Genomic DNA, 24,401 nt, shown 5'->3' on the forward strand with positions numbered 1-24,401 from the left:
CGACTTGCTCCTTGTGTTGAGTTGGTAGCGCAAGTCTAGGATGGCGAGTTAAGTCTGTCCAAGATAGAATTTGGCAGACTTGAGTCCTCGGAGGTCTTAAATGCTGGATATTCGCCAATTGCACTATTTCGTGGCAGTCGCGGAAGAGGAGCATGTCGGCCGGGCCGCCGAACGGTTGCATATTTCGCAGTCGCCGCTCAGCCGGCAGATCGCCCAGCTAGAAGAAAACCTCGGCCTGACGCTGTTCGAGCGCTCGCAGCAGCGCATTCGTCTGACGACGGACGGGCGTACCTTTCTTGCCGAAACCCAGGCGTTTCTCACGCATGCCAAGCGCCTCGAATCGCTCGCGCGGCGGCTCGGTCGCGGCGACGAAGGCGGCCTGTGTATCGGGTACCTCGAAAACGCGATGCATTCGGGCGTCCTGCCCGACGCGCTCCGGGATCTTCGGGCGGCAAGGCCTGACGTGCACATCGCGCTCTACAACTATCACTCGGGCGAGCAACTCACGGGTCTGCGTCAGCGCAGCCTCGACATCGCGCTCGTCTGCGAACCTCCGCCGTCTGACGACTCCGATCTCGACGCTGCGCAGGTGCTCGACGATCCCATGCTGCTCGCGATTCCCGAGGATCATCCGCTCGCCAGCGCAGAGCACATCACGCCCGATGACCTTGCGGCACAGAAGTGGATTGGCGTGACGCATACGGAGGGTGTTCTGCGGCACGACAACTTCGTGGCCGCGTGCGCGAAGGCGGGCTTCACACCCGATATCGCGCTGGAGGCGACAGAGCCGCTCGCCGCGCTCGGACTCGTTGCGGCCGGTCTCGGGCTCACCATGATCCAGCAGAGCCTGCGCCATCAGGCACCGGCCGGCGTCGTGCTCCGCGAGCTTTCGTGGTTCAGCTATCGCACCGCATTGTGGGCCGCATGGCACAGGGTCAACCTGAGACCCCTTGTAGAACATTTCCGCACGACGTTGCTGCGTTCAAGCGACGCGCGGCGGATATGAGCGGTCAGATGAATCGCGGATGCTCGCAGACGATTACTATGACCGTGCGGATATAGCGCCATAGCCAGCTTGGTATTTTCCCGAGTCGCAAAATCAGACTCACGGGTAACTCACCGGAATTCCGGGTAAGCATGATGTCGTCAAGGCGCCGATACTTGAGCCGTGGTTCACCCAGGCCAGTTCAGGAATCGATCACCGAAGGATATTTTCATGACTCTTGCTCACCCAGCTCATTCGCTGCTTGCCGAACTCGATGGCTTTCACGTCGAATTCAATCTCGCGGATTCGCGCGCCGATATCGTGCTGGACCGACCGCCGTTCAATATCGTGTCGATGTATCAGCGCGAGCAACTGCGTCTGACGTTCGAAGCGCTCGACGCCAACGACGACGTGCGCGTGATCGTCGTGCGCGCGAAAGGCGAGCACTTTTCCAGCGGCGGCGATATCAAGGGCTTCATCGAGGCATCGCCGGAACATGTGGCGAAGCTCGCGTGGAATATCGCGTCGCCCGCGCGTTGCAGCAAGCCGGTCATCGCGGCGAATCGCGGCTATTGCTTCGGCGTCGGCTTCGAACTGTCGCTCGCGTGCGATTTCCGCATTGCAACGGAAACCTCGCTGTACGCGTTGCCGGAGCAAAAGCTCGGACAGATTCCCGGTTCGGGCGGCTCCGCGCGACTTCAAAAGATGGTCGGCATCGGGCGCACGAAGGACATCGTGATGCGCTCGCGTCGCATCACCGGATTGCAGGCTTACGAGTGGGGCATCGCGACCGAGTTCGTAGCGGATGCCGAGCTGGAAAGCGCAACGGATTCACTGGTGCGCGAGTTGCTCGCGTTCTCTCCGCTCGCGCAGCGCACCGCGAAGAAGCTCTTGAATGATACGGAAGATGCACCGCTTTCCGTCGCCATCGAACTGGAAGGGCTCAATTACAGCCGCCTGCGCAGCTCCGACGATTTCCGCGAGGGCGTGGAAGCGTTTCATCAAAAGCGCAAGGCCGCATTCAGGGGTTCCTGAGCAAGAGGAAATTCGGACGTTCTTCATAATAAGCCGCGGAAAGCGGCAGCAGCATGGAGTGAGGCGGAACGAGTGTCGACTGCGATCAAGATCTATCAAGGACGTTTTGGGCGAGTGGCGCTGCTCGACATGGATGCGCCGCTGGTTCAGCACGCGCATCATCATTGCCATCTGTTGATCAAGGCGGCAGGACCCGACACGTTCTTTTCCGTTCACGATGAACTCCAGCCGCTGACCGGCGACACCGCGGTGCTGATCAATCCGTGGGAACCGCATGCGTATCGTCATGTTGAACATGTCGAGCAGCGCACGGTGATTCTCGCGATGTATATCGAGCCTGACTGGCTGACCACGATCCAGCATCCGCTCGTGAGCGGCGGTCATCCGCGCTTCTTTCCGGAGTCATGCGTGCGCATGTCGAGCCACGCGAAGAAGCGCGCCGAAGAGCTTGCAATGGAAATGTGGTGGGCCGACAGCGTCGCTGCCGAGCGTCTGGAAGGACTGCTCTTCGAGCTGATGCTTTCGGTGATCGATCCGAGCCGAAGCTGGCACGAGCTGTCGCGGCAAATGGAGTTGTCAGGCCGGCGTCCGAGCGATCCGCGCATCCGCAAGGCGATTGCGTATCTGCGCGAGAACACGGGCGCCGAGCCGGACATGAATCGTCTCGCGGAACATTGCGGGCTGTCGCGCGCACATTTCTTCGCGCTCTTTCATCGCTGCACGGGCGTGACGCCCAATGTGTATTTGAACGTGCTGCGCATGGAAACGGCAATCAACGATTTATCCTCGAGCGCGTATTCGCTCACGGATATTTCATACGGTCTGGGATTTTCGGCACCCGCGCATTTCTCGCGTTTCTTCAAGCAGAACCTGGGCATCACGCCAAGCGAGTATCGCCGCGTGGTGCAGTTGTACGAAGCGGATTCCAAACTAGTGCAGATCTGAGTAAGGCAGATGAGTGCGCACGCGATGTCACGCGTGCGTTGGATAGTCACGTCCGTCACGAACGCTTGCTTTGCGAAAAAGCATCAGACCGTAAGGTAATTCGCGCGACTGCTTGGTAAGCGAGTTGGCGCGTTCAAGCAGTACATTGAATCGACCATGCGATACGTCTCGCTTTGCACGCGAGTCACGTTGATTTTGATATCGCACACAGCACAGGCAGGAGACACGCGTGAGCGACACCGACACCGACACCGCGCTGAGGGAACATCCGGCGCCACCGATCGCTTCCGATCGCAACGAAACACAAGTGACGCATCGCCGGCATGTGGGCCGCCCGATGCAACGTCTCGAAGACCCCGCCATCCTGACCGGCCGCGGCCGCTACGGCGACGATATCGCCATCAAGACGGGCACGCTGCATGCCGCGGTGCTGCGCTCGCCTTACGCGCACGCTGAAGTCCGCAGCATCGACGCAAGCGCGGCGCTCGCGCACAAGGGCGTTCGCGCGGTACTGACACGCGACGATGTGCGCGCGTGGTCCCAACCGTTCGTCGTCGGTGTGAAGTCGCCGATGGAGCACTGGGCGCTCGCGATGGATCGCGTGCGTTATAGCGGCGAGCCGGTCGCGGTGGTGATCGCCGAGTCGCGCGCCATTGCAGAAGACGGGCTCGATCTCGTCAAGGTGGACTATGTACCGCTGCAACCAGTCGTATCGATCGAAGCGGCCATCGCCGATGATGCGCCGGTGCTTCACGAGAAGATCGGCAGCAATGTGGTGAGCGACCGCCGCTTTCGTTATGGCGATCCTGAAGCGGCGTTCGAGAGCGCGCCGCATCGCGTGTCGATCACCACGCATTATCCGCGCAACACGTGTGCGCCGATCGAATGCGGCGTAGTGATCGCGGAGTGTCTGCCGGGCAACGAAGGCTATGACGTGACCTCGAACTTCATGGGCCCGTTCTCGCTGCATGCGGTCATGTCGATGGCGCTGAAAGTGCCCGCCAATCGTCTGCGACATAAGGCGCCGCGCGATTCGGGCGGCAGCTTCGGCGTGAAGCAGGCGGTGTTCCCGTATGTCGTGCTGATGTGCCTCGCATCGAGAAAATGCGGCTCGCCGGTGAAGTGGGTCGAGGACCGGCTGGAGCACCTGAGCGCGGCGACCTCGGCGACGGCGCGCCTGGCGACGCTCGAAGCCGCCGTCGAACGTGATGGCCGCATCACCGCACTGTCCTACGACCAGATCGAGGATTGCGGGGGCTATCTGCGCGCACCGGAGCCTGCCACGTTCTATCGCATGCACGGGTGTCTGACGGGCGCATACGACATTGCGAATCTGCTCGTGCGCAATCGTGTCGCGTTGACGACGAAGACCCCGACCGGGCTGGTACGCGGTTTCGGTGGTCCACAGGTTTATTTTTCGCTGGAGCGCTTGATTCAACGCATCGCCGAAGAATTGAAGCTCGATGTGCTCGATGTCTATCGCCGCAACTTCATCAAGGCCGATGCGTTCCCGTATCGGGCGGCAGCGGGCGCTTTGCTCGATTCCGGCAACTATCAGGAAGCACTGGCGCGCGCATTGTCGCAAGGCGGATACGAGGAGCTGAAGGAGCGCCGCGACGCCGCGCGCAGGGAGGGGCGTCTGTACGGCATTGGCTTTGCGGCGATCGTCGAGCCGTCCGTGTCGAACATGGGCTACATCACGACCGTGATGCCCGCCGAAGCGCGTCGCAAGGCGGGCCCGAAGAGCGGAGCGATCGCGAGTGCGACTGTGAGCGTCGATCTGATGGGCGGCGTGATCGTCACCATTGCTTCGACACCGGCGGGACAAGGGCACATGACGGTGTGCGCGCAGGTGGTCGCGGATGTGCTCGGCCTCGATCCTGCGGATATCGTCGTGAATGTCGAGTTCGATACGCAGAAGGACGCGTGGTCCGTCGCGGCCGGCAACTATTCGAGCCGCTTTGCGGGGGCGGTTGCGGGCACGGTTCATCTCGCCGCGACGCGCGTAAAGGACAAGCTTGAGCGCATTCTTGCGAAGCAGTTCGCCTGCACGGAACAGGATGTGTGCTTCGAAGGCGGACGCGTGTTCATGAGGCAAGCGCCCGATCGAGCATTGCCGTTCGCGCGCGCCGCGAGCAACGCGCCGCACTGGGCGCCCGCGCTTCTGCCCGAAGGCGAGGCGCCGGGCCTTCGCGAAACCGTGTTCTGGAACCCGCCGAACATGACCGCGCCGGACGACGAGGATCGCATCAATACGTCCGCTTGCTACGGATTCGCATTCGACATGTGCGGCGTCGACATTGATCGCGCGACGGGGCGCGTGCGCATCGACCGCTATGTGACCGCGCACGATGCGGGCACGTTGCTCAATCCCGCGCTCGCAGACGGCCAGATTCGCGGTGCGTTCGCGCAAGGACTGGGTGCGGCCCTGATGGAAGAGTTTCGCTATGGTGCGGACGGCAGCTTCCAGTCGGGCACGCTCGCCGACTATCTGATGCCGACGACATGCGAAGTGCCGGATCCGCTCATCGTGCATCTGGAAGCACCTTCGCCTTTCACGCCGCTCGGCGCGAAGGGACTCGGCGAAGGCAACAACATGAGCACGCCGCCTTGCGTGGCCAATGCCGTGGCCGACGCGATCGGTGTGACGGACATTCGCCTCCCGCTCACGCCAGCGAAGGTGATGGCGATGATCGGCATCGACGATCCGCCGCCATCGCGGCCCGAGTATCGCGAAGCAGCGCCCGCGAAGAAGCCCGTAAGCGCAGGCAAGGCGCTCACCGCGCAAGGCAAGGTCGAGCTCGAAGCAACACCCGAAGCCATCTTCGCCGTGTTGATGAACCCCGACGCGCTCGCGAAAGTCGTGCCGGGATGTCATGCGCTGGAGACCATCGGGCCGAATCAGTATCGCGCCGATGTGACCGTCGGCGTCGGGATGATCAAGGCGCGCTTCGAAGCGAAGATCGGTCTTTCCGACATTGATCCGCCGCGTCGCTTGCGTCTCGCGGGTGCGGGAATCTCGCCGCTCGGCAGCGCGAAAGGCGAAGGGCTCGTCGAACTGGAGCCGACCGCGAAGGGCACCTTGCTCGTGTACGACTATGAAGCGCAAGTGTCGGGCAAGGTCGCGGCAGTTGGCGCGCGCATGCTCGAGGGCGCAGCGCAGGTGGTATTGCGGCAACTCTTCGAATCGCTCGGAAGACAGGCATCGGGCAAGGCTGTACGCGCGAATTCGTCGTGGTTCCAGCGCCTGCTCGCCAGGTTGCGGAGGTCGTCATGAAGCCAGCACCGTTTGCCTATCTGCGCGCGCAAGACACGCGCCACGCGCTCGACGCGCTCGCGCAGGCCGGCGCCGATGCCCGCGTGCTCGCGGGCGGCCAGTCGCTCATGGCCGTGCTCAACATGCGGCTCGCGCAGCCGCGCTGGCTCGTCGATATCTCGCGCACGGCAGAGCTGGATAGCGTGCGCGTGGAATCGGGACACCTCGTCGTGGGGGCGGCTGCGACGCAGGGCAGCGTCGAGTGGCGCGAGACGCTTCGCGACGAAGTGCCGCTTTTGCGTATGACGTTTCCTCACATTTCGCATTTTCAGATCAGGAACCGCGGCACGGTGTGCGGTTCCATCGCGCATGCCGACCCGAGCGCGGAACTGCCGCTCGCGCTGCTCACGTTAGGCGGCGATGTCACGCTGCGCTCCGCGAAACGCAGGCGCACGCTGAGCGCATTCGATTTCTTTCAGGGCATGTTGATGACCGCGCGCGAGCCGGATGAACTCGTCGAGTCGGTGCGCTTTCCGCTCAAGGCACCAGGACAGCGCTTTGCCTTTGCAGAATTCTCGGCGCGTCATGGCGATTTCGCGCTGGTCTCGTGCGCGGCGGTCGTAACGGACGAAGCGATTCGCATCGGCGTGGGCGGCGTTGCCGACAGACCCGTGCTCGAGTGCCTGCCACGCCTCGAAGGCGACGATCTGCGTAGTGCATTGAACGATTTCAGTTGGAAGCTGGGCGCACGCGACGACGCGAATGTCAGTGCGGCATATCGACGGCACCTCGTGCGTCAGCTCGGGTGGCGAGTCATCAAGGAGGCGAAGTGAGAACGACCAGAAACACAGGTTCCGGCGACGCATTCAGCGTCGCGCTTGCGGAAGATGCGCCATGCAGCGTGGCTCTGGAGCTCAACGGCGTCACGCGTAGCGGCGCATGCGAAACGCGCGAGCTGCTGTCCGATTTTCTGCGTCATGAACTGGGCGCGACCGGTACGCACGTCGGCTGCGAGCACGGCGTATGCGGAGCATGTACCGTGCTCGTCGATGGCGTGGCGGCGCGTTCCTGCCTGATGCTCGCGGTGCAGACGCACGGACGGCGCGTCGATACGGTGGAGGGACTCTCGTCGTCCGCGCAGACGCTCAGCGATCTTCAGGACGCGTTCGCGCGTCATCATGCGTTGCAGTGCGGCTTTTGCACGGCGGGCATCCTGATGTCATGCACGGATTTTCTGCAGCGCGTGCCGAACCCCGATGAAGACGCGGTGCGCGAGATGCTGTCCGGGCACTTGTGCCGCTGTACGGGTTATACGCCGATCGTCGCCGCGGTCCTTGACGTGGCGAAGCTGCGGCAGGCGCAATCGCGTGAGCAGGAGGCGAGCCATGTTTGATCTCGGTCGCACGTTCATGCAAACGGTGGAGCGCAGCCCGCATGCGATCGCACTCGTCGATGGCGATATCGCGTTTACCTACGCACAATGGTTCCCTGAAGTCGCCCGGGTCGCGACCGGCCTCGGGGCGCTCGGCCTCGCGCGCGGGGACCGCCTGGTCGTTGCGTTGCAGAATCGCTGGGAAATGGCGACGCTGCACTGGGCTTGTCAGTTCACGGGCGTCGTGATCGTGCCGTTGAACTGGCGCATCAAGCCCGAAGAACTCGACTACAGCCTGACCGACGCGGGTGCGAAAGCCATCGTCTATGAGAGCGTTTCCGCCGAAGCCGTGACGCACAGCGCGGCTGCGCAGAATATCGTACGCATCGGGCTCGACGGCGTCGAAGGCGCGACGCATGCCTTCGATGTCCTTCGGGCAGCCACGCCAGCGCAACTTGCGACCGAAGCATCGGCCGACGATTACTCCGTGGTGCTCTACACCTCCGGCACGACGGGCATGGGCAAGGGCGTGCCGCGCAGGCATCGTCATGAGCGGGCCGCGGCGCTGGCGCATGTTGCGCAGAATCTCTATCGGCGCGGCGAACGCACGCTCGGCGTGATGCCGCTCTATCACACGATGGGCGTGCGCTCGTTGCTCGCGATGGCGCTCGTCGATGGACTCTTCGTCTGCGTGCGGCGGTGGAATGCGAAGCTCGCGCTCGATTCGATCGAAGCGCACGCATTGACCTGCCTGTATCTCGTGCCGACGCTCTATCACGACCTGCTCGGCGCCCCCGAATTTTCGAAAGCGCGCATCCGTTCCGTCACGAAGCTGGGCTTTGCGGGCGCGCCGATGAACGACGGCCTGCTCAGGCGTTGCTCGGCCGCATTCGAACCGAGCCTCTTTGTGAATCACTACGGTTCGTCAGAGGTATATACGTTCAGCATCGATCAGGACGCGACGAAGAAGCCGGGCAGCGCGGGGCGTGCGGGCCTTAACACGCGTTTGCGCGTCGTCAAGCTCGATGCAACATCGCCCGGAGAGTTTGCGGAAAGCGGCGAGGAAGGCCAGATCATCGTCGAGTTGCTCGGGGACGAAGCGTTCGAAGGCTACTGGAACCGTCCCGATGCGAACGCGAAGTCCTTGCGCGACGGCTGGTACTTCACCGGCGATACCGGTTATCTCGATTCGGACGGCGATATCTACGTCACCGGCCGCGTCGACGACATGATCATCAGCGGCGGCGAGAACATTTCCCCTGTCGATATCGAATCGGTGTTGTCGCTGCATCCGGCCGTGGATGAAGTCGCCGTCGCGGGCGTCAAGGATGAACGCTGGGGCCAGAAAGTAGTCGCGTTCGTCAAGCGATCCCAGCACGTGGACGAAAGCGCACTGGACGAGTTCTGCCGCAACTCCGACCTCGTGAACTTCAAGCGCCCGCGCGAATACGTGTTCGTCGATCAGATTCCGAAATCCCCCCTCGGAAAGGTACTTCGGCGCAAGCTTTCGAGCGGCGAATACGAACCCGAACGTTAGGATGCGCCTCGCGTGAGGCGCTCAACAGGACGAGTCATATATTTCGTGTACATAGGTATGCGAATTAATAACTACATTTGGAGATCGGCAATGGACGAAGTATTTCGGCGCGATGACGTCGCGCAAGGCGTGAAGGGAAGTCAGGTGGTCGTCGCGGTCATGGCCTCGTGCCTCGGATGGGCGCTTGATCTGTTCGACCTGTTCGTTGTCCTGTTCGTGGCGCCTGTGATCGGGCATTTGTTCTTTCCGTCGTCCAATCCCATGCTTTCGCTTGCGGCTGTCTATGCGTCGTTCGCCGTTACGCTGTTGATGAGACCGCTCGGCTCGGCAATCTTCGGCTCGTTCGCCGATCAGCAGGGACGCAAGCGCGCGATGGTGGTGTCCGTCGTTGGCGTAGGGGTTTCGACGGCCGCGTTCGGCATGTTGCCGACCGTCGCGCAGGTGGGCGTGATGGCGCCGGTGCTCTTTCTCTTGTTGCGGCTCGTACAGGGCGTGTTCGTCGGGGGTGTGGTTGCATCGACGCATACAATCGGCACGGAGACCGTCAGTCTCAAATGGCGCGGCGCGGTGTCCGGGTTCGTGGGTGGCGGTGGCGCGGGGCTCGGCGCGTTGCTTGCATCGCTCGTCTATCTGGCAACGACCGCCATCTTTCCGGGCGCTGCGTTCGAAGTGTGGGGCTGGCGCTGCATGTTCTTCGCGGGCATCGTGAGCTCGGTACTCGGGGTGTTCGTCTTCAATCGGCTCGAAGAATCGCCGCTCTGGGCCGAACTTGCGGCGCGCAAGCAGGCGGCGGCGCGCGCGAAGGGCGTCACGAATGAAGCGCCGGTTGCGTCGCCGCTGCGCGTGCTGTTCTCGAAGAAGTATCGCTCGATTCTGCTCGTGAATCTGATGCTGACCATCGGTGGCGGCAGCGGCTATTACCTCACGTCGGGATACTTGCCGACTTTCCTCAAAGTCGTCACGCATACGTCGGCGTCGAGCGCGGGCTGGATTCTGATGTGGTCGAGTGTCGCGGTGGTGATCGCATCGACAGCGGCGGGTCATCTGAGCACGATGATCGGCCGCAAGCGCAGTTTCATCTGGCTCGGCATTGTGCGTCTGATCTGCTTTCCGCTGCTCTATCTCGCCCTGCCGCATGCGGACGACGTGTGGCTCATCGGCTTCTTCGCAATCTTGCTCAGCGCGCTCGGCAGCGCGGGCTATGCGCCGATCCTCATCTTCCTCAACGAACGCTTTCCGACGGCGATCCGCGCATCGGGAACAGGCTTGTCGTGGAATCTGGGCTTCGCGGTGGGCGGCATCATGCCGACGGTCGTTTCGGTGATCGCGGGATCGCCCGCCGATTTGCCGATGGTGCTTGCGGTCGCTCTCGTCGCGATCAGTGTGATTTTCCTCGTTGGCGCGTTCATCGTGCCTGAAACAATGGGCCGTCTGAACGACGAGGACTGAGGGTCCGTTCTGTAGCTGCGCATGTCGGCACGCGTGGGAAGGCAAATCGACCTCCCACGTTTCCCACGTTTCAATTTCTCCCTCGGGCTGCCTGCGCGAAGGAACCTGTGTGCCGCGCGGACCCGTTGCCGTTGGGGATGTGCTGTGGCAGGGGCATGAATTTCCCTTTTGACCAGGCGGATCGAGCGCACAAATTCGCCCACTCGCGTCTGCCCGACTGTGAGCATTTGCGTCCAAATGCTCGCTCTCAACGCGTAGACGCATGAGCCCTTAGCGCCATGCCTGCCGTTTTAGCTGGACCTTCGCTTTCCTGCATCTGGAGGCGATCGAAGCAAGCCCGATCGTGACCTGTGGGGCCTCGCTGATCACGAGGGTTGTCGCAAGAGCGGCGACGCGAAGATCACGTTCGGAATGGGTGCTTTCGCGCTTTGCCGACGCCATAGGAAGATCAAAAAGTTGGCGATAGCCGTGCATTTTCGCGGCTATGCGCTAAGGTTGCCGTGCCTGCCCGCCGGACTCATTTCCGAATTAGGTCGATTCGCGAGAGGAACAGCTCGAGTATCGGCGAACGGTTGGTCTTGTTGTAGCCGACGACGAGATCGATCGTCGGCGCTTCGCCTTTGAGCGGCCGGCTCGTGACCGACCAGGGCAGGAAATTCTCCGCGTAGGACGGTAACAAGGCGACACCGCGCGTGGATGCGATCAGGGACAACGCCATTGTCAGATTGTGGACCCGATGCGCGGGTTCGATATTGAGGCCGTTATCGGCCAGATATTGCTCGATGGCCCTGCGCATGGGACCGGCGACTTCCGATCCACCGATGAACTGCTCGCCGGCAAGCTCAGCTACGTCCACCTTCTTGTGCGCCGTGAGCCGGTGGTCGCTCGGCATGACGACGACGAACGCCTCACGGGAGACGGTCACATACTCTAATGCCGGCTGGTCAGGCTCGGCTCGCATGAAAGCGATATCCAGCCGTCCCATCGACAATCCATCGGCGAGATCGGGGGAGTGCTCGCTCGATACGGTCATTTCGATGTTCTGCAGATCGCCTGCCAGCACACGAGTCGCTTCTGCAAGCCAGATGACTTCCTGACCGCTGAGGAATCCGACCGCGAAGACCGGCTTAAGGGGCCGCGCAGCGCGCCGCGCGGCCTCGCGCGCAGCGTCCACTTGCGCGAGCGCGAGCCTCGCGTGGTCGAGGAATGCCCGCCCGGCATCGGTCAGTTCGACGCCGCGCGCGCTGCGCGACAGTAGCGGCACGCCCACCTGATATTCAAGGTCGCGGATCTGCCGACTCAGCGAGGGTTGCGACGTATGCAGCCGCTTCTCTGCCGCCACTGTCAGGCTGCCCTCTTCTGCTACAGCGATGAAGTACCGCAAGTGGCGAAGTTCCATGTGCCTGTCCATGCCTTAGAGGTATGGGGGCCAGCTTATAAAGTCTTTCTCGCGCCGGCAAGCACCGCTTATCTTTCGTTTGCGTCAGAACCGCAACCCTACGCGTCCTCACCGCCAAGGCAGGCCGAAAAGGAAACGACATGAGTGCCCTTGCAGGAAAGACCGCTCTGGTCACAGGCGCTTCGCCCGGCAGCGGCCGCGCCGCTGTTCGGCAATTTCATCGGTGGCGCAGGGGCGCAACGCGATGTGGGTACGTATGGGGAGTGTCCTACGGTGCGATGCCTGTCGCGTTGCAAATGTGGATGGCGCAAGCCACCCCTGACATGCGCGAGGGAGGCATGGCGCTGTTCGTCGCGGTCTTCCAGATCTCGATCGCGCTCGGCTCATTCGCAGGCGGCCTGATCGTCGATCGTTACGGACTGTTCGACGCGATGTACTCCGGCGCCGCGCTGTGCGTGTTCGCGATGCTCGCCATCATGCTGCTCGGCCGATCGGCGCGCACCGCCACGGAAACAGCCGCGGCGGGCTGACTGCCCGAAAGGACCAAACTCATCAGAGGAACACCATCATGTCCAGATCCATCAAAGTCCCAGACTCCGGTCATCCCATCACGATCGAGCGCAATGCTTCGCGGGTGATGGTCACGGCAGGCAGCACGATCATCGCCGATACGCGCGACGCTCTGACCGTGCGCGAAGCCCGCTACCCGGCCGTGCTGTATATCCCACGAAAGGACGTCGACATGACGCGCCTCGAGCGCACGGACCACGCGACGTATTGCCCATACAAAGGGGACTGCGCCTACTATTCGATTCCGTTCGCCGGTGAGCGGGGAACGGATGCCGTCTGGACGTACGAGAACCCGTACGAAGCCGTGGAAGCGATCCGCGATCACCTCGCTTTCTACCCGGAGCGTGTGGACTCGATCGCGGAACTGCCGGTCGCTGTAGCTCCTTAGCCTGCGCATTCTTTTTCTTCGTCAAGGCTTGCGATCGATCTGGAGTACCAAATGAAAGACACACCAGTGGTTCTCATAACCGGCGCTCTGTCCGGTATCGGCCGCGCCGCGGCCATCGCATTTGCCAAGAAAAAGGCAACCGTGGTCGTTTCGGGCCGCCGAGCCGATGTTGGCCAGCAGCTCGTCGATGAACTTCGCTCGCTCGGCGCCGAAGCCGAGTTCGTGCAGGCCGACGTGCGCTTCGAAGATCAGGTTCAGGCGCTCGTCGAACGGACGATCTCCCGCTTTGGTCGACTGGACGTCGCGGTGAACGCCGCCGGTACCGAAGGCGATTCCGCGCCCGTCGTCCAGCAAACGACCGAGCGTTACGCCGCCGTCTTCGATGTCAACGTGCTCGGCACGCTGCTCGCGATGAAACATGAACTCCGCGCGATGTCGTCGCAAGGAAGCGGCAGCATCGTCAACGTGTCCTCGACGATGGGCATTCGCGGCGCAGCCGGCCTGTCCATCTACACCGCAAGCAAGCACGCCGTGGAAGGCCTCACGAAGTCCGCCGCGCTGGAAGCGGCGCCGCTCGGCGTGCGCGTCAATGCTGTCGCGCCGGGACCGGTCGAAACCGAGATGCTCGACCGCCTGACCGCATCGCAGGAACGCAAGTCCGCCATGCTCGCGACCGTGCCGCTCAAGCGGGCGGGTACGCCGGAAGAGATCGCCGATGCGATCGTCTTCGTTGCATCGGCGAAATCGAGTTTCATGACCGGTGAAGTGCTGCGCGTCAACGGCGGAAGAACTGCCGCCTGATCCGATCTCGATCCGTGCGCAGGGGCGGCCACTGTTCGTGCTTCGCCTCGACGTGAAGCCGATCGCGGTCGGTATCGGTCATCGCTTTCCAGGCGGCCCGGTGCACAGCGTGTTCAAGGTTCTTCGAGCGACGATCGTCGAGCCGATCTATGGAGACTGACATGAGCAACACATCTTCGGAGCGCAATAAGGCCCTGCTGCTGGAAGCCTTCGACACGCTCTTCAACAAGCGGGACTACGCAGCCGCGGCCCGTTTCTGGTCCGAGCACTACATCCAGCACAGCGCGCACATCGCGCCCGGGCGCGACGGCCTGTTCGATCTGATCCGCACGTTGCCCGATACCTTGCGCTACGAAAGCCAGCTCGTGGTGGCGGAGGGCGACTATGTGATCGCGCATGGTCGCTTCTCCGGCAACGGGCGCGCGGCGGCGTGGATAGCGGCCGACATCGTGCGCTTCGAAAACGGCAAGCTGGCCGAGCACTGGGACGTCTTGCAGGAAGAGGCAACCGAATCCCAATCCGTCAGCGGCCTGCCGATGTTCGGCGACCTGTTTCCAGACTGATTCCACGCGCGGAAGCACGTTGTTAGCCATGCCTGTCATGCATGGGGTGCTGCCTCAAAAGTCTTTTTCAAGCGTGCGCGATGCGCCTATTGAGCATCAGCAGGCAACGCATCAGCGGATGCCCCATACGTTCCAGATATGAGTCACCTGACTTTTTCCCGAACTCAAAGGATGACAGCCATGACCCGCCATACCCATCAGACAGCACCCACGCAGTACGTCGAAGCGAACGGCATCCGTTTCGCATACCGCCGGTTCGGCAATCCGCAAGGGGTGCCGCTCGTCATGAACATCCACTTCACTGGCACGATGGATCACTGGGATCCGGCCGTCACAGACGGTCTCGCCCAAGGCCGCGAAGTGATCCTGTTCAACAACGCGGGCATCTCCAGCAGCTCGGGCACGGTGCCGGAATCGATCGAGGAAATGGCGGCGAACGCGGCGGCTTTCATCGATGCACTGGAATTGAAACAGGTCGACGTGCTCGGCTTCTCGATGGGCGGTCTCATCGCGCAGCAGCTCGCGCTCACGAGACCTCAACTGGTGCGCAGGCTGATTCTCGTCGGCACCGGTCCGCGCAGCGGTGAAGGCATGGCTTCGCTGACTCCGGAAGCACAGGAGATCTTCGGCGTGAGTTATGACGAGCCCGACCATCTCTGGCTGCGCGTGCACTTCGCGCCGTCTGCCGCGAGCCAGACAGCGGGGCGCGCTTTCCTCGAACGGTTTCGTCTGCGCAAGGAAAACCGCGATCCCGAAGCGAACGACAAGGTGGCGCCGGCTCAGCTCGCCGCGCTCGCCAAGTGGGGCGCCGCGCGCGAAAACCCGTATGCCTATCTGGTGGCCATCACGCAGCCGTCGCTCGTGGTGAACGGCGACAACGACGTGATCATCTACTCGATCAACTCGTGGATCCTGCAGCAACACATACCCGATGCCCAACTGATCATCTATCCCGATGCCAACCATGGCTCGCTGTATCAGTATCCCGAGCGCTTCGTCACGCACGTCGCGCAGTTTCTCTCGGAACGCCCGAACGCCTGAGCACAACCGCCGACGTCCTCGCCAATCATCCTCAGGAGTTTGATCATGACCAATCTGACCGGAAAAACCGCGCTCGTCACGGGCGCTTCGCGCGGCATCGGCCGGGCCATCGCTCTGGCACTGGCCAAGGCCGGCGCGCGCGTGCTCGTTCACTTCGGCAGCACTGAAGACGCCGCGGATTCAGTCGTCGAAGCGATTCTCGCAGCGGGCGGCAGCGCCGACAAGGTCGCGGCCGATCTGCGCGCCGCGGATGGCCCGCACGAGCTTGCAAAACGGGTGCGCGCGTTGGCCGGCGACCGGCTGGATATTCTGATTGCGAACGCGGGCATCTCCAAGGCGGCCGCCATCGAAGAGACGACCGTCGAAGATTTCGACAACCTCTTCGCGGTCAACGTGCGCGCGCCGTATTTTCTCGTGCAGCAATTGCTGCCGATGTTCGGCGAAGGCAGCAGCGTCGTGTTGCTGTCGTCGCTCGCGGCGCGCAGCGCCGTCAACAATCTGTCCGCCTATGCGGCGACCAAGGGCGCGATCGATACGCTCGTGCGGCACTTCGCATCCACGCTCGGCGAGCGCGGCATTCGTGTCAACGCGATTGCGCCGGGTGTTGTCGAGACGGATATGTCGAACTTCGCGAAAACCGGCGCGGGCCGCGACTTCACGCTCGGCATACAGGCGCTCAAGCGTGTGGCTCAGCCTGACGACATCGCCGGTGCCGCGGTTTTCCTGGCATCCGATTTGGCCCGCTGGGTGACGGGCGATACGCTGCGCGTCGACGGCGGCTCGAAACTGTGACAGTTGCGGGATGCGGTCCGGTACGCGCTGAAATTTGCTGAAACGTGCTGATGCAACGGCAGCAGGGAGTCACGCCCCATCGTTGCATGGCGGGCCCGGCGGTACAATCGGATTCGCGCTGAACCGGTGAATGAAGAGAGCGCCCCGGATTCACGCTCGATCCCGGTTGTCCGCACCTCGTCACGAGGAGGCCCGCATGAACGCGTGCATGCCGCATCACGATGACTTCGCTTTCGGGGCAACGATCGTCGCGCCGCGCCGCCGAGAGGTGTTGCATCGCGGAATCAGAGTCGACATCGGCGAGCGAGCGTTCGACCTGCTCCTCGTTCTCGTGGAGTCGCGTGGTTCCGTTGTGAGTAAGGACGAGATCATCGCGAGCGTGTGGCACGACCGCGTCGTCGAGAACAATACCGTCGAAGCTCAGGTTTCCGCGCTGCGCCGGGCGCTCGGAGACGATCGGGCGGCGATACGTACGGTGACGGGGCGTGGATACCAGTTCACGGCGGAACCGCTCCCGCCAACGACGAAACCGCATGAACCGCCCGCGTTACGAGCGGACGCTCTGTTCTTTCCGGGGTCGCGGCTACCTGCCGCGATCGGTCCTCTCATCGGCCAGGACGCGGCCGTGCGCGAGATTTGCAGTGGCCTGCAAACGCATCGTCTGGTCACGCTCGTGGGTACCGGCGGTGTGGGAAAGACGCGGCTGGCGCTCGAAGCTGCGCGTCAGGCGGCGCATCTCTTTGCCGATGGCGCGTTCATGGCCGAACTCGCGGCCACCACATCGACGGACCATATCCCGACGACCATCGCCGTCGCGCTCGGTTTTCCTCCAGGCGACGGAACCCCTATGCTCGACCGGCTTGCACCGAGCCTGATCTCGCGGCATCTGCTGCTCGTTCTGGACAATTGCGAGCATCTGATCGACGGCGCCGCGAGGATCGCCGAGCGGCTGCTGCACATCGCCCCGCGAGCGACCGTGCTGGCGACGAGCCGCGAGCCGCTGCGCATCGACGCGGAACTGCTGTATCGCGTTCCGTCACTTGATGTGCCGCCGGACGACGATTGCAACGGCGCGCTCCATTACAGCGCGGTGCGTCTCTTCGACGAGCGCGTGAGCTCGCGCGCCGTCACTGTGGACACACGGGCGGCGTTGCGGCTGAAATCGCAGATTTGCCGACAGCTCGACGGCATTCCGCTCGCGCTGGAACTCGCCGCGGCTTGCGTGCCGGCGTTCGGTCTGCAAGGTGTGGCCGACCGGCTCGGGACGCGCTTCCAGATCCTCACGCACGGCGCGCGCACGGCGCTCCCGAGGCAGAAAACGCTGCGCGCCACGCTCGACTGGAGCTATGGCCTTTTGTCCGATGATCAGCGATCGGTGCTGAATCGGCTGAGCCTTTTTTCAGGGACGTTCACGCTGGCATCCGCGCAGGAAATGGCGAGTTGCGCGGCGCTTTCCCCGGACGCAGTTGTGGCGGCCTTGATGCAGCTCGTCGACAAGTCGCTTGTTTCGGTGGTTCCTGGCAGCGGCTATGTCCGGTATCGGTTGCTGGAATCGACGCGTGCGTACGCGCGGGACGCGCTACGCGAGAGCGGTGCGATGCGTGAATGGTCGAGGCGGCACGCACGCTACTTCCTCGAGATTTTTCGGGCCGCCGAGCGCCAGACGGAGGTGCGCGCGGACGTCGACTGGAAAAATGGCTATGTGCCGCATCTGGATGATTTTCGCGCCGCGATGCTGTGGTGTTTCAATGCTGAAGGGGACATGCCGCTGGCAGTCGAACTCACGGTCACCGGCATTCCGTTTCTGATGCATCTGGCGCTGCTTCAAGAGTGTCTCGAGAAAGTGGACGTGGCGCTGGAATGGCTGTCGGTCGAAGGCCATCCGGTCGATGAGCGGCAAATGAAGCTTCATGCGGCGCGAGGGATGTGCCTGCTTTGTCATACCGTCGCAGCCAGCACCAGTGATGCCTTCGAATCGGTCGTGGAAATCGCGGCGCGGGTCGGTAACCTGGATTATCAACTGCTGGGCATGTGGGGGCGCTGGATGTGCCACTACCTGAATGGCGAATACGCGCGGGCCATCTCGCTTGCTCATCGGTTCAGTGACCTCGCATCGACGTCGGCATGCAAATGCGATCAGCTCGCAGCCTATCGTCTGAATGGCATGTCGCATCTATTCGGCGGCGATCTTCAGGGCGCGCTCGTGAACCTGGAACGCGCATCGAATGATCCTTCGCCGCTGACGCGCGCGCAACGGATGCGCTTCCTGTACGACGAGAAGATGCTGTCTCACGCATCGCTCACACTCACGCTGTGGTTCATGGGGAACGTGGATCAGGCGCGGCAGGCAGCACGACAATCGCTCGACGATGCGCGAGAGTTCGACCATCCCGTCTCGATCTGTTATGCGCTGAGCGAAGCCGTTTGCACGCTGGCCGTCTTGTGTGGTGACGATGCCGCGCTCGAGGAGGCCGTCGCGTCTCTCGCGGTGGAAACGCGGCGTCACAGTATTTCGACGTGGCGCGCCCGTGCGCGGATGTGGCAAGGACTGCTCGATCTGCGCGCGGGCGACACTGCTGCGTTCGCCCGGACCATCTCCCCGGCGATCACAAGCATCGGTTCGAAGCGCTTCTACGTGTCGCTCTCGCCTTACATCACAGCGCTCGCCGAGTCGTTGTGCAGGCGGGGCATGATTGCCGAGGCGGCCGAGGTCATCGACGCGTCGCTGACACGCGCGGTTCGCACCGACGACAGGTGCGCTCTGCCTGAGCTATGGAGAGCGAAGGCGGAGATACTGGTCGCGAGCCGGGGCGACGAGGCGATACCGGCGGCCGAATCGATTCTGAGCGAAGCCCTTCAGATGGCGGGGGAACTCGGCTTCGTCGCGTGGCAGTCGCGTTGCGCGATGAGTCTCGCCAGGCTTCGGCACATGAAAGGCGACGCGCAAGCGGCGCTGGATGCCATCTTTCCCGCGACGCGGCAGTCCGCGGACGCGGACATCAAGGCGAACCACCGAAGCCGCGCGCGCGGCCACTGAGCGCACGGCATCGGTCATGGCCGGCTACGTCGGCCCATTCGTCATGCCTTCGACGATGAACGCGCCGACACCTTGTCATACCACGCCTGCAGCGCATCGAACTCCGGGGGAATGCCGAGCTTCATGCCGCCAGCCGCGAAGTCGATCGTCACCAGCGTGGTGATGTCCGCCACCGAGAATGCGTCTCCCGCGACGAACGGCACTGTCTTGAGCCGGTCATTGAAATCGGCGAGGAAGTTCGCGACGCGCAGCTTGCTGCGCTCGACGATTTCGGGAATCTGCTCATACCCATGCGGACCCGACAGCGCCCGGCCTTTCAACCCGGCGACGGCATTCCTGACGCCCTCCATCACTGCCGAGAATCCGTCCAGCTCAGCACGTCGTTCCCACATCGCGACGAGCGCCTTCGTCGTTGGCGTCGTGCCCAGCAGCGCGGGCGTCTCGGGGTAGGCCTCTTCGATGTAGCGCCAGATTGCCGGGACTTCGCCAATTGCGGTGCCGTCTCGCAGCACGAGCGTGGGGACTTGCCGGCGAGGGTTGATTGCGACGTAGGTATCAGAAAATTGCTCCTTCGCGCCGAGGTCCACCGCTTTGGTTGGAAATTCGATGCCTTTCTCGGCGAGAAAGATACGCACCCTGCGAGAGTTGGGGGAGGCCTTGGATTCGAAGAAGGTGAGATCGGTGTTCATTGTCTGTTATCCAGAAACGTCGCTTGTATCGTGTTTCGCCGGTTGAGCAGGCGGGCGAATCCACGTTGAGAGTCAGCCTGCGGTCTTGCCGCCGTCGACGGTGAGAATCTGCCCCGTGACGAACGCAGCACTCTCGTTTGCCAGGTAGAGCACGGCCGCGGCGATGTCGTCGGGCCTGCCGATTCGCGCGAGCGGCACTGTTGCTGCGAGCGCGGCCTTGTTCTCCGGCGTGCTCGTGAAACGGTCCAGCATGCCTGTGTCGGTGGGACCGGGCGCGACAGCATTGACGCGAACGCCCGCCGATGCGGCCTCGAGCGCCGCCGATTTCGTAATGCCTTCCACCGCGTGTTTGCTGCCCGCATACACCGACGCGAACGCGGCGCCTTCGTGACCATAAGTCGAAGATATGTTGATGATGCTCCCGGCTTTCTGCGCGGTCATCACGCGCAGTTCGTGCTTGAGACTCAGCAACGTGCCGAGCACGTTGGTGTCGAAGGTATCTGCATAGCTCTCGGCGGTCTGTTCGACCACCGGACCCGGCCGCCCTTCCGTGCCAGCATTGTTGACTGCGATGTCGAGCCGGCCAAAGCGGGCGATGGTTTCGTCGACAAGGCGACGCACGTCTTCGTCGCGGCGTACGTCGGCCTGTACAAAGAACGCTTCTGCGCCCACTTCGCGCAGTTCTGCCTCGAGCGCCTCACCCTGTGCGGCGCGGCGGCCCGACACGACGAGGCGTGCGCCCGAGCGAGCGAACGCAAAAGCGGTTGCGCGGCCGATGCCCGTGAGGGCGCCAGTGATAAGGACTACGGATTTGCTCATTTGCGGCTCCAGGAGAATGGATTCATGCCAGATGTAGCGTCGCCGGATCTTCGATCGCAGAGACCACGCGTGGAATGCGTCGGTCGACAAGCGCGCACCTCGCCGGAGCATGAGACAAGTCGGATGACCACGATGTCGTCAGGTCAGCCGGATTGCTCTGGCTCCTGAACGTAGACTAGCGGTTGGATCTATAGACGAGAAAGACTTTCTAAGCTTGCCATCATGCCTCGCAAGCATGGCGCTAGTGCGCATGCCGCGTGTAGCGTCAGCACGGGAGGCGGCGGCACGACAGCGCTGCCGGGTACGAATCGTAATGCCGCGAGCCGGGGAGAAAAAAGAGAACCTGTCGATAACCCGTGCATCTGGGCGGACATTCGCTCGCTTTGTCGTTCGGGCATTCAGGCGTCGGTTACGCTCCAGCGACCGGCCGTTCATTTCAACAGCGTATCCGCAGATTCTTGTTCGATAAACTCGTCGATTACGAAGGGTTCTGTTTCTCGTTGGCTTCGATGAAGCGGAGTCGATGGCTCGCATCCATCTCGGAGGCCAGCGCCAGTGCTTGTGTATCGACATACTCCCGGATGTTCGTCAGTTGGCGATTTCGAACTGTAATGGCGAAGACAAAATGATCCTCGAATATTCTATTCGTGGCTTTGATTTTCCCCCGAGCGACGCCGACGACCAGAACCCGGTCTCCCGCCGCTATGAATTCGAGGGGCCCGGCAAAAGATGTCTCCACCTCTTCGGACGCCTTCTGAACCAAGTCCTTCAAGCCCGCGTGCCCGCGGTGTGTGCCGGCCAGCGGCCAGTCTTTGCCCGGAATGATCCACTCAATATCTTCGGCGGACAACTCCAGCAGACCTTGCTCAACGCCGCGGCCCAATGCAGCTAAAAAATCCTTCACAGTCTGGACATTCTCTTCGATGCTCATCTCGGTCTCTCCAATTCCGTTACCTCAGAAGGTGTCGATCTGTTCATGCATTGCGGAACCGCCAGTGAAGCCGCGGTGTCGGTGATTCAGCCGATTTTCACGTTCATGGCCAAGTCCCAGGTGCCGGCGCCATTCTTGGCCAAGCCGATCATCATCAGGCCGAGCGCCTCAAGCGCATGAGCCATTTGCAGACCGCCGACATCGAACGGACGAAGTCCGAGACTCTCGACGAAGGTCGAAACGCGCGCCTTCGCCTGCGCATCGTCTGCAGCGATGAACGCGTCGAGGCGGCCGCCCCGAGCAAGGACGTGGCCAAAGATGGTGTTGAACGCCTTCACGACATGCGCGCCGGAGGGGAGGCTGCTGGCGGTCTCCTGCGCGCCGGAACTGCCGTGAGGCGTGACGAGGCCCGAGAGATCGGGAGCAACGGGGTTGGTGATATCGACTATCACCTTGCCATCCAGTGTCTTTCCAAAGTCGGCGACCACCGCCGCCACACCGGAATACGGCACGGCTAGAATGACGATGTCGCCCGCTGGCGGGGCACCATACGTCCCGGTGGTCACTTTGTCTGTGAGCTTGTCGGCCAGCGCCCGCGCATTGGCGGCGTCGCGACTGACCACTTCGACGTTGTGTCCCGCCCTGTCGGCACGGCCGGCGATCGCCGCGGCCATGCTTCCTGACCCGATGATGCTGATAATGCTCATGGCAAGTTTCCTCATAAGTTTCAGTGTTGTTGATGGCTGGTAAACAAGGTCAACCCCTGGGTGGCCCATCAGCGTCGCGCAATGAGAACATCTACGAGTTCCAGGGACGAACGGGGCCTATCCCTCAAACGATCTCCCCGCAGGTTCACCGCCAATGCGCCGCTCCGGATAAACGCGTAGAGCGCCGCGGACATGGCGCGTCAGAGTTGCGCGAGACCTCCGTCAACGGCGACTTCGCTGGCCGTCATGAAGCTGCTGTCCGGCGACGCGAGAAAGGCGGCCACCGCCCCGATCTCCGCCGGATCGGCCATGCGCCGGAGCGGAGTCATCGAGGCGAAGAGCTTCTGGCCTTCCTGGCCTAGCGCTTCCTTGGCCAGTTCGGTCGCCGTTGCTCCCGGCGACAGCACGTTCACCCGGATGCCGGTGCCTTTCAAATCCTCCGCCCAGGTCCGCGCGAGGTTGCGGACCGCCGCCTTGCTCGCGCTGTATGCGCTCATCGCCGGGGCGCCTGTGGTGCCGGCGCTCGATCCGGTCAGGATGATCGAGCCGCCCTCGCTCATCAGCGGTAACGCTTTCTGGACCGTAAAGATCGTTCCCTTCACATTGGTGTCGAAGGTTTCGTCGATGTGCTCGGCGGTGATCTTGCCGAGCGGAAGTGAGCTTCCTGCCCCGGCATTGGCGAATACGATGTCGAGGGTTCGCCGCTCGGCCTTCACCGCCGCGTAGAGTCGGTCGAGGTCGGCCTGATCGGAGACCGAACCCTTCACCGCGCGGGCGTTGGGCCCGAGGTCGGCCAGAGCGGCGTCGAGCGCTTCCTGCCTGCGGCCGAAGATGAATACGAAGGCCCCTTCTTCGATAAAGCGCTTCGCTGCGGCGCGGCCGATGCCAGTAGCGCCACCGGTGATTACAGCGGTCTTTCCATCCAGTCTGTTCATGACATGCATCCTTCGAAAAAGTGACAGTCACGATTCTGGACCGCTTGCGTCATGAGGCCAATTGACTAAATATCTATGGATACCATCTACTTTTTTGATACGTATGCTCGATAACGTGACCATCAATCAACTTCGGGCTTTCGTTGCTGTCTGTGACGCAGGAAGCTTTTCCGGGGCGGCGCGCGAGCTGAGGCGTGCACAGTCGGCGATCAGTCACGCGATCGCCGCGCTCGAGAGTGCCTTCGATGTAGCGCTGTTCGAGCGCAATACTCGCAAGGCAACACTTACGGCAGCGGGCCGCAGCCTCCTGCCTGATGCTCGCGGTGTGATTTCACGCACCGAGGAAATGAAGATGCGCGCAGCTTCGATCGCTGAAGCGGGTGTCCCGCAAGTCTCGATTGCAGTGGATACCTATTTTCCGCGTGTGCACCTGATCGAATGCCTGCGCATCCTGCAGGCGGACTTTCCGACGGTTGCGATCAATCTGCGCATGACGACGATGCAGGGCGGCGAGCGCTTGATTCTCGATGGCACCTGTGGATTGGCTGTGACGATCGCGGATGTGCCCGAACTCGACCCCAGTGCGATCGAGAGGCTGCATCTATGCGAAGCGCGGATGGTGACCGTCTGTGCGCCATCGCATCCGCTGGCCGCGATCGCGGGACCGATTTCGCGAGAGGATTTTGGCCGGCACATCCAGCTTGTCGTAACCGACAATCAACCCGACGCAGAGAAGACACAGCAGGGGGTCGCAAGCGGACGCCAGTGGCTGGTGAACGACCTCGGCGCGAAGCACGATCTGCTGAGGGCGGGCTTGTGCTGGGGGCACATGCCGCATCATCTGGTCGCGGACGACCTCGTGCACGGAATGCTCGTTGAACTGCAACGGCGCGCCTGGCACATGCGTCCACTTACGTTCATGATCTCGCAGCGGCGCGGGTACTCGTTTTCCGCATGCGAGACGCAACTGGTCGCGCTCCTTGGCAATCGTCAGCGCTTGCCAAAGGATGCAAGCCGGCGCTCCGTATCACGCAAAGGCAAGAAGGCTTGAACGTGCTCTTTCTGTATCTGCGCGCGGCAGCCGAATGAGTGTCGATGACCGGCATCGGAAGCAAATTCGCTTGAGCACCGGAATTCGGTCTTGGACCGG

General features: G+C 62.5%; 23 protein-coding genes. 17 read left to right on the forward strand and 6 right to left on the reverse strand.

What is annotated here, in order from left to right:
• Positions 1–100: 100 nt before the first annotated feature.
• The 8 genes from BTHE68_RS21355 to BTHE68_RS21390 all read left to right on the forward strand — a co-directional run bounded on the left by BTHE68_RS21355 (position 101) and on the right by BTHE68_RS21390 (position 10,579).
• Complete coding sequence (locus BTHE68_RS21355; RefSeq protein ID WP_162068328.1) at positions 101–1,006, forward strand: LysR family transcriptional regulator; 906 nt, start codon at positions 101–103, stop codon at positions 1,004–1,006.
• A 210-nt stretch (positions 1,007–1,216) separates the two neighbouring features.
• Positions 1,217–2,020 (forward strand): enoyl-CoA hydratase/isomerase family protein, encoded by an 804-nt coding sequence (locus BTHE68_RS21360; protein WP_162068329.1) that lies wholly within the window; start codon positions 1,217–1,219, stop codon positions 2,018–2,020.
• Between the two features lie 72 nt (positions 2,021–2,092).
• On the forward strand, positions 2,093–2,965 hold the full coding sequence (locus BTHE68_RS21365) for a helix-turn-helix transcriptional regulator (protein WP_162068330.1): 873 nt from the start codon (positions 2,093–2,095) through the stop codon (positions 2,963–2,965).
• A 280-nt stretch (positions 2,966–3,245) separates the two neighbouring features.
• On the forward strand, positions 3,246–6,242 hold the full coding sequence (locus BTHE68_RS21370; RefSeq protein WP_286202798.1) for a xanthine dehydrogenase family protein molybdopterin-binding subunit: 2,997 nt from the start codon (positions 3,246–3,248) through the stop codon (positions 6,240–6,242).
• Entirely contained in the window at positions 6,239–7,054 is an 816-nt protein-coding gene (locus BTHE68_RS21375) for an FAD binding domain-containing protein (protein ID WP_162068331.1), read from the forward strand. Before BTHE68_RS21370 ends, BTHE68_RS21375 begins: the two co-directional genes overlap by 4 nt.
• 68 nt (positions 7,055–7,122) lie before the next feature.
• Positions 7,123–7,614 (forward strand): (2Fe-2S)-binding protein, encoded by a 492-nt coding sequence (locus tag BTHE68_RS21380; RefSeq protein WP_174258112.1) that lies wholly within the window; start codon positions 7,123–7,125, stop codon positions 7,612–7,614.
• Positions 7,607–9,130, forward strand: a complete 1,524-nt coding sequence (locus BTHE68_RS21385; RefSeq protein ID WP_162068333.1) for an AMP-binding protein — start codon at positions 7,607–7,609, stop codon at positions 9,128–9,130. Before BTHE68_RS21380 ends, BTHE68_RS21385 begins: the two co-directional genes overlap by 8 nt.
• Before the next feature lie 90 nt (positions 9,131–9,220).
• The gene (locus BTHE68_RS21390) at positions 9,221–10,579 is read left to right on the forward strand and encodes an MFS transporter (protein WP_162068334.1); all 1,359 of its coding nucleotides are present in this window, start codon (positions 9,221–9,223) and stop codon (positions 10,577–10,579) included.
• A gap of 517 nt (positions 10,580–11,096) precedes the next feature.
• Here the strand turns inward: BTHE68_RS21390 and BTHE68_RS21395 are convergent.
• A complete protein-coding gene (locus BTHE68_RS21395) occupies positions 11,097–11,978 on the reverse strand; it encodes a LysR family transcriptional regulator (protein ID WP_162068335.1) in 882 nt (293 codons plus the stop codon).
• A 302-nt stretch (positions 11,979–12,280) separates the two neighbouring features.
• Between BTHE68_RS21395 and BTHE68_RS36730 the strand changes: the two genes are divergently transcribed.
• From BTHE68_RS36730 to BTHE68_RS21430, 8 genes are all read left to right on the forward strand, one after another.
• Positions 12,281–12,508, forward strand: a complete 228-nt coding sequence (locus tag BTHE68_RS36730) for an MFS transporter (RefSeq protein WP_197919724.1) — start codon at positions 12,281–12,283, stop codon at positions 12,506–12,508.
• A gap of 38 nt (positions 12,509–12,546) precedes the next feature.
• Entirely contained in the window at positions 12,547–12,936 is a 390-nt protein-coding gene (locus BTHE68_RS21405) for a DUF427 domain-containing protein (RefSeq protein WP_162068336.1), read from the forward strand.
• 51 nt (positions 12,937–12,987) lie between these two features.
• Positions 12,988–13,737: an SDR family NAD(P)-dependent oxidoreductase gene (locus BTHE68_RS21410; protein WP_162068337.1), complete on the forward strand. Its 750-nt coding sequence runs from the start codon at positions 12,988–12,990 to the stop codon at positions 13,735–13,737.
• A gap of 37 nt (positions 13,738–13,774) precedes the next feature.
• Positions 13,775–13,897: a hypothetical protein gene (locus BTHE68_RS37180; RefSeq protein ID WP_286202795.1), complete on the forward strand. Its 123-nt coding sequence runs from the start codon at positions 13,775–13,777 to the stop codon at positions 13,895–13,897.
• 1 nt (position 13,898) lies between these two features.
• Entirely contained in the window at positions 13,899–14,300 is a 402-nt protein-coding gene (locus BTHE68_RS21415) for a nuclear transport factor 2 family protein (RefSeq protein ID WP_162068338.1), read from the forward strand.
• A gap of 180 nt (positions 14,301–14,480) precedes the next feature.
• Positions 14,481–15,341: an alpha/beta fold hydrolase gene (locus tag BTHE68_RS21420; RefSeq protein WP_162068339.1), complete on the forward strand. Its 861-nt coding sequence runs from the start codon at positions 14,481–14,483 to the stop codon at positions 15,339–15,341.
• 45 nt (positions 15,342–15,386) lie between these two features.
• Positions 15,387–16,133 carry an SDR family NAD(P)-dependent oxidoreductase gene (locus BTHE68_RS21425; RefSeq protein ID WP_162068340.1) on the forward strand — a complete coding sequence of 249 codons (747 nt, stop codon included), beginning with the start codon at positions 15,387–15,389 and terminating at the stop codon, positions 16,131–16,133.
• Between the two features lie 196 nt (positions 16,134–16,329).
• Positions 16,330–19,170 (forward strand): ATP-binding protein, encoded by a 2,841-nt coding sequence (locus tag BTHE68_RS21430; protein WP_162068341.1) that lies wholly within the window; start codon positions 16,330–16,332, stop codon positions 19,168–19,170.
• A gap of 41 nt (positions 19,171–19,211) precedes the next feature.
• Here BTHE68_RS21430 and BTHE68_RS21435 read toward each other — a convergent pair whose 3' ends face one another.
• From BTHE68_RS21435 to BTHE68_RS21455, 5 genes are all read right to left on the reverse strand, one after another.
• Complete coding sequence (locus BTHE68_RS21435) at positions 19,212–19,859, reverse strand: glutathione S-transferase family protein (RefSeq protein ID WP_162068342.1); 648 nt, start codon at positions 19,857–19,859, stop codon at positions 19,212–19,214.
• Positions 19,860–19,931: 72 nt separating this feature from the next.
• A complete protein-coding gene (locus tag BTHE68_RS21440; RefSeq protein WP_162068343.1) occupies positions 19,932–20,678 on the reverse strand; it encodes an SDR family NAD(P)-dependent oxidoreductase in 747 nt (248 codons plus the stop codon).
• A 478-nt stretch (positions 20,679–21,156) separates the two neighbouring features.
• Positions 21,157–21,609 (reverse strand): nuclear transport factor 2 family protein, encoded by a 453-nt coding sequence (locus tag BTHE68_RS21445; RefSeq protein WP_162068344.1) that lies wholly within the window; start codon positions 21,607–21,609, stop codon positions 21,157–21,159.
• Between the two features lie 86 nt (positions 21,610–21,695).
• Positions 21,696–22,316, reverse strand: a complete 621-nt coding sequence (locus BTHE68_RS21450; protein WP_162068345.1) for an NADPH-dependent F420 reductase — start codon at positions 22,314–22,316, stop codon at positions 21,696–21,698.
• Between the two features lie 200 nt (positions 22,317–22,516).
• Entirely contained in the window at positions 22,517–23,251 is a 735-nt protein-coding gene (locus BTHE68_RS21455) for an SDR family NAD(P)-dependent oxidoreductase (protein WP_162068346.1), read from the reverse strand.
• A 103-nt stretch (positions 23,252–23,354) separates the two neighbouring features.
• Between BTHE68_RS21455 and BTHE68_RS21460 the strand changes: the two genes are divergently transcribed.
• A complete protein-coding gene (locus BTHE68_RS21460; protein ID WP_162068347.1) occupies positions 23,355–24,302 on the forward strand; it encodes a LysR family transcriptional regulator in 948 nt (315 codons plus the stop codon).
• The last annotated feature ends 99 nt before the right edge of the window (positions 24,303–24,401 follow it).

Origin of the sequence: Burkholderia sp. THE68 (assembly GCF_009938265.1) — a bacterium.
In the GTDB taxonomy this organism is placed as follows: Bacteria; Pseudomonadota; Gammaproteobacteria; order Burkholderiales; family Burkholderiaceae; genus Caballeronia.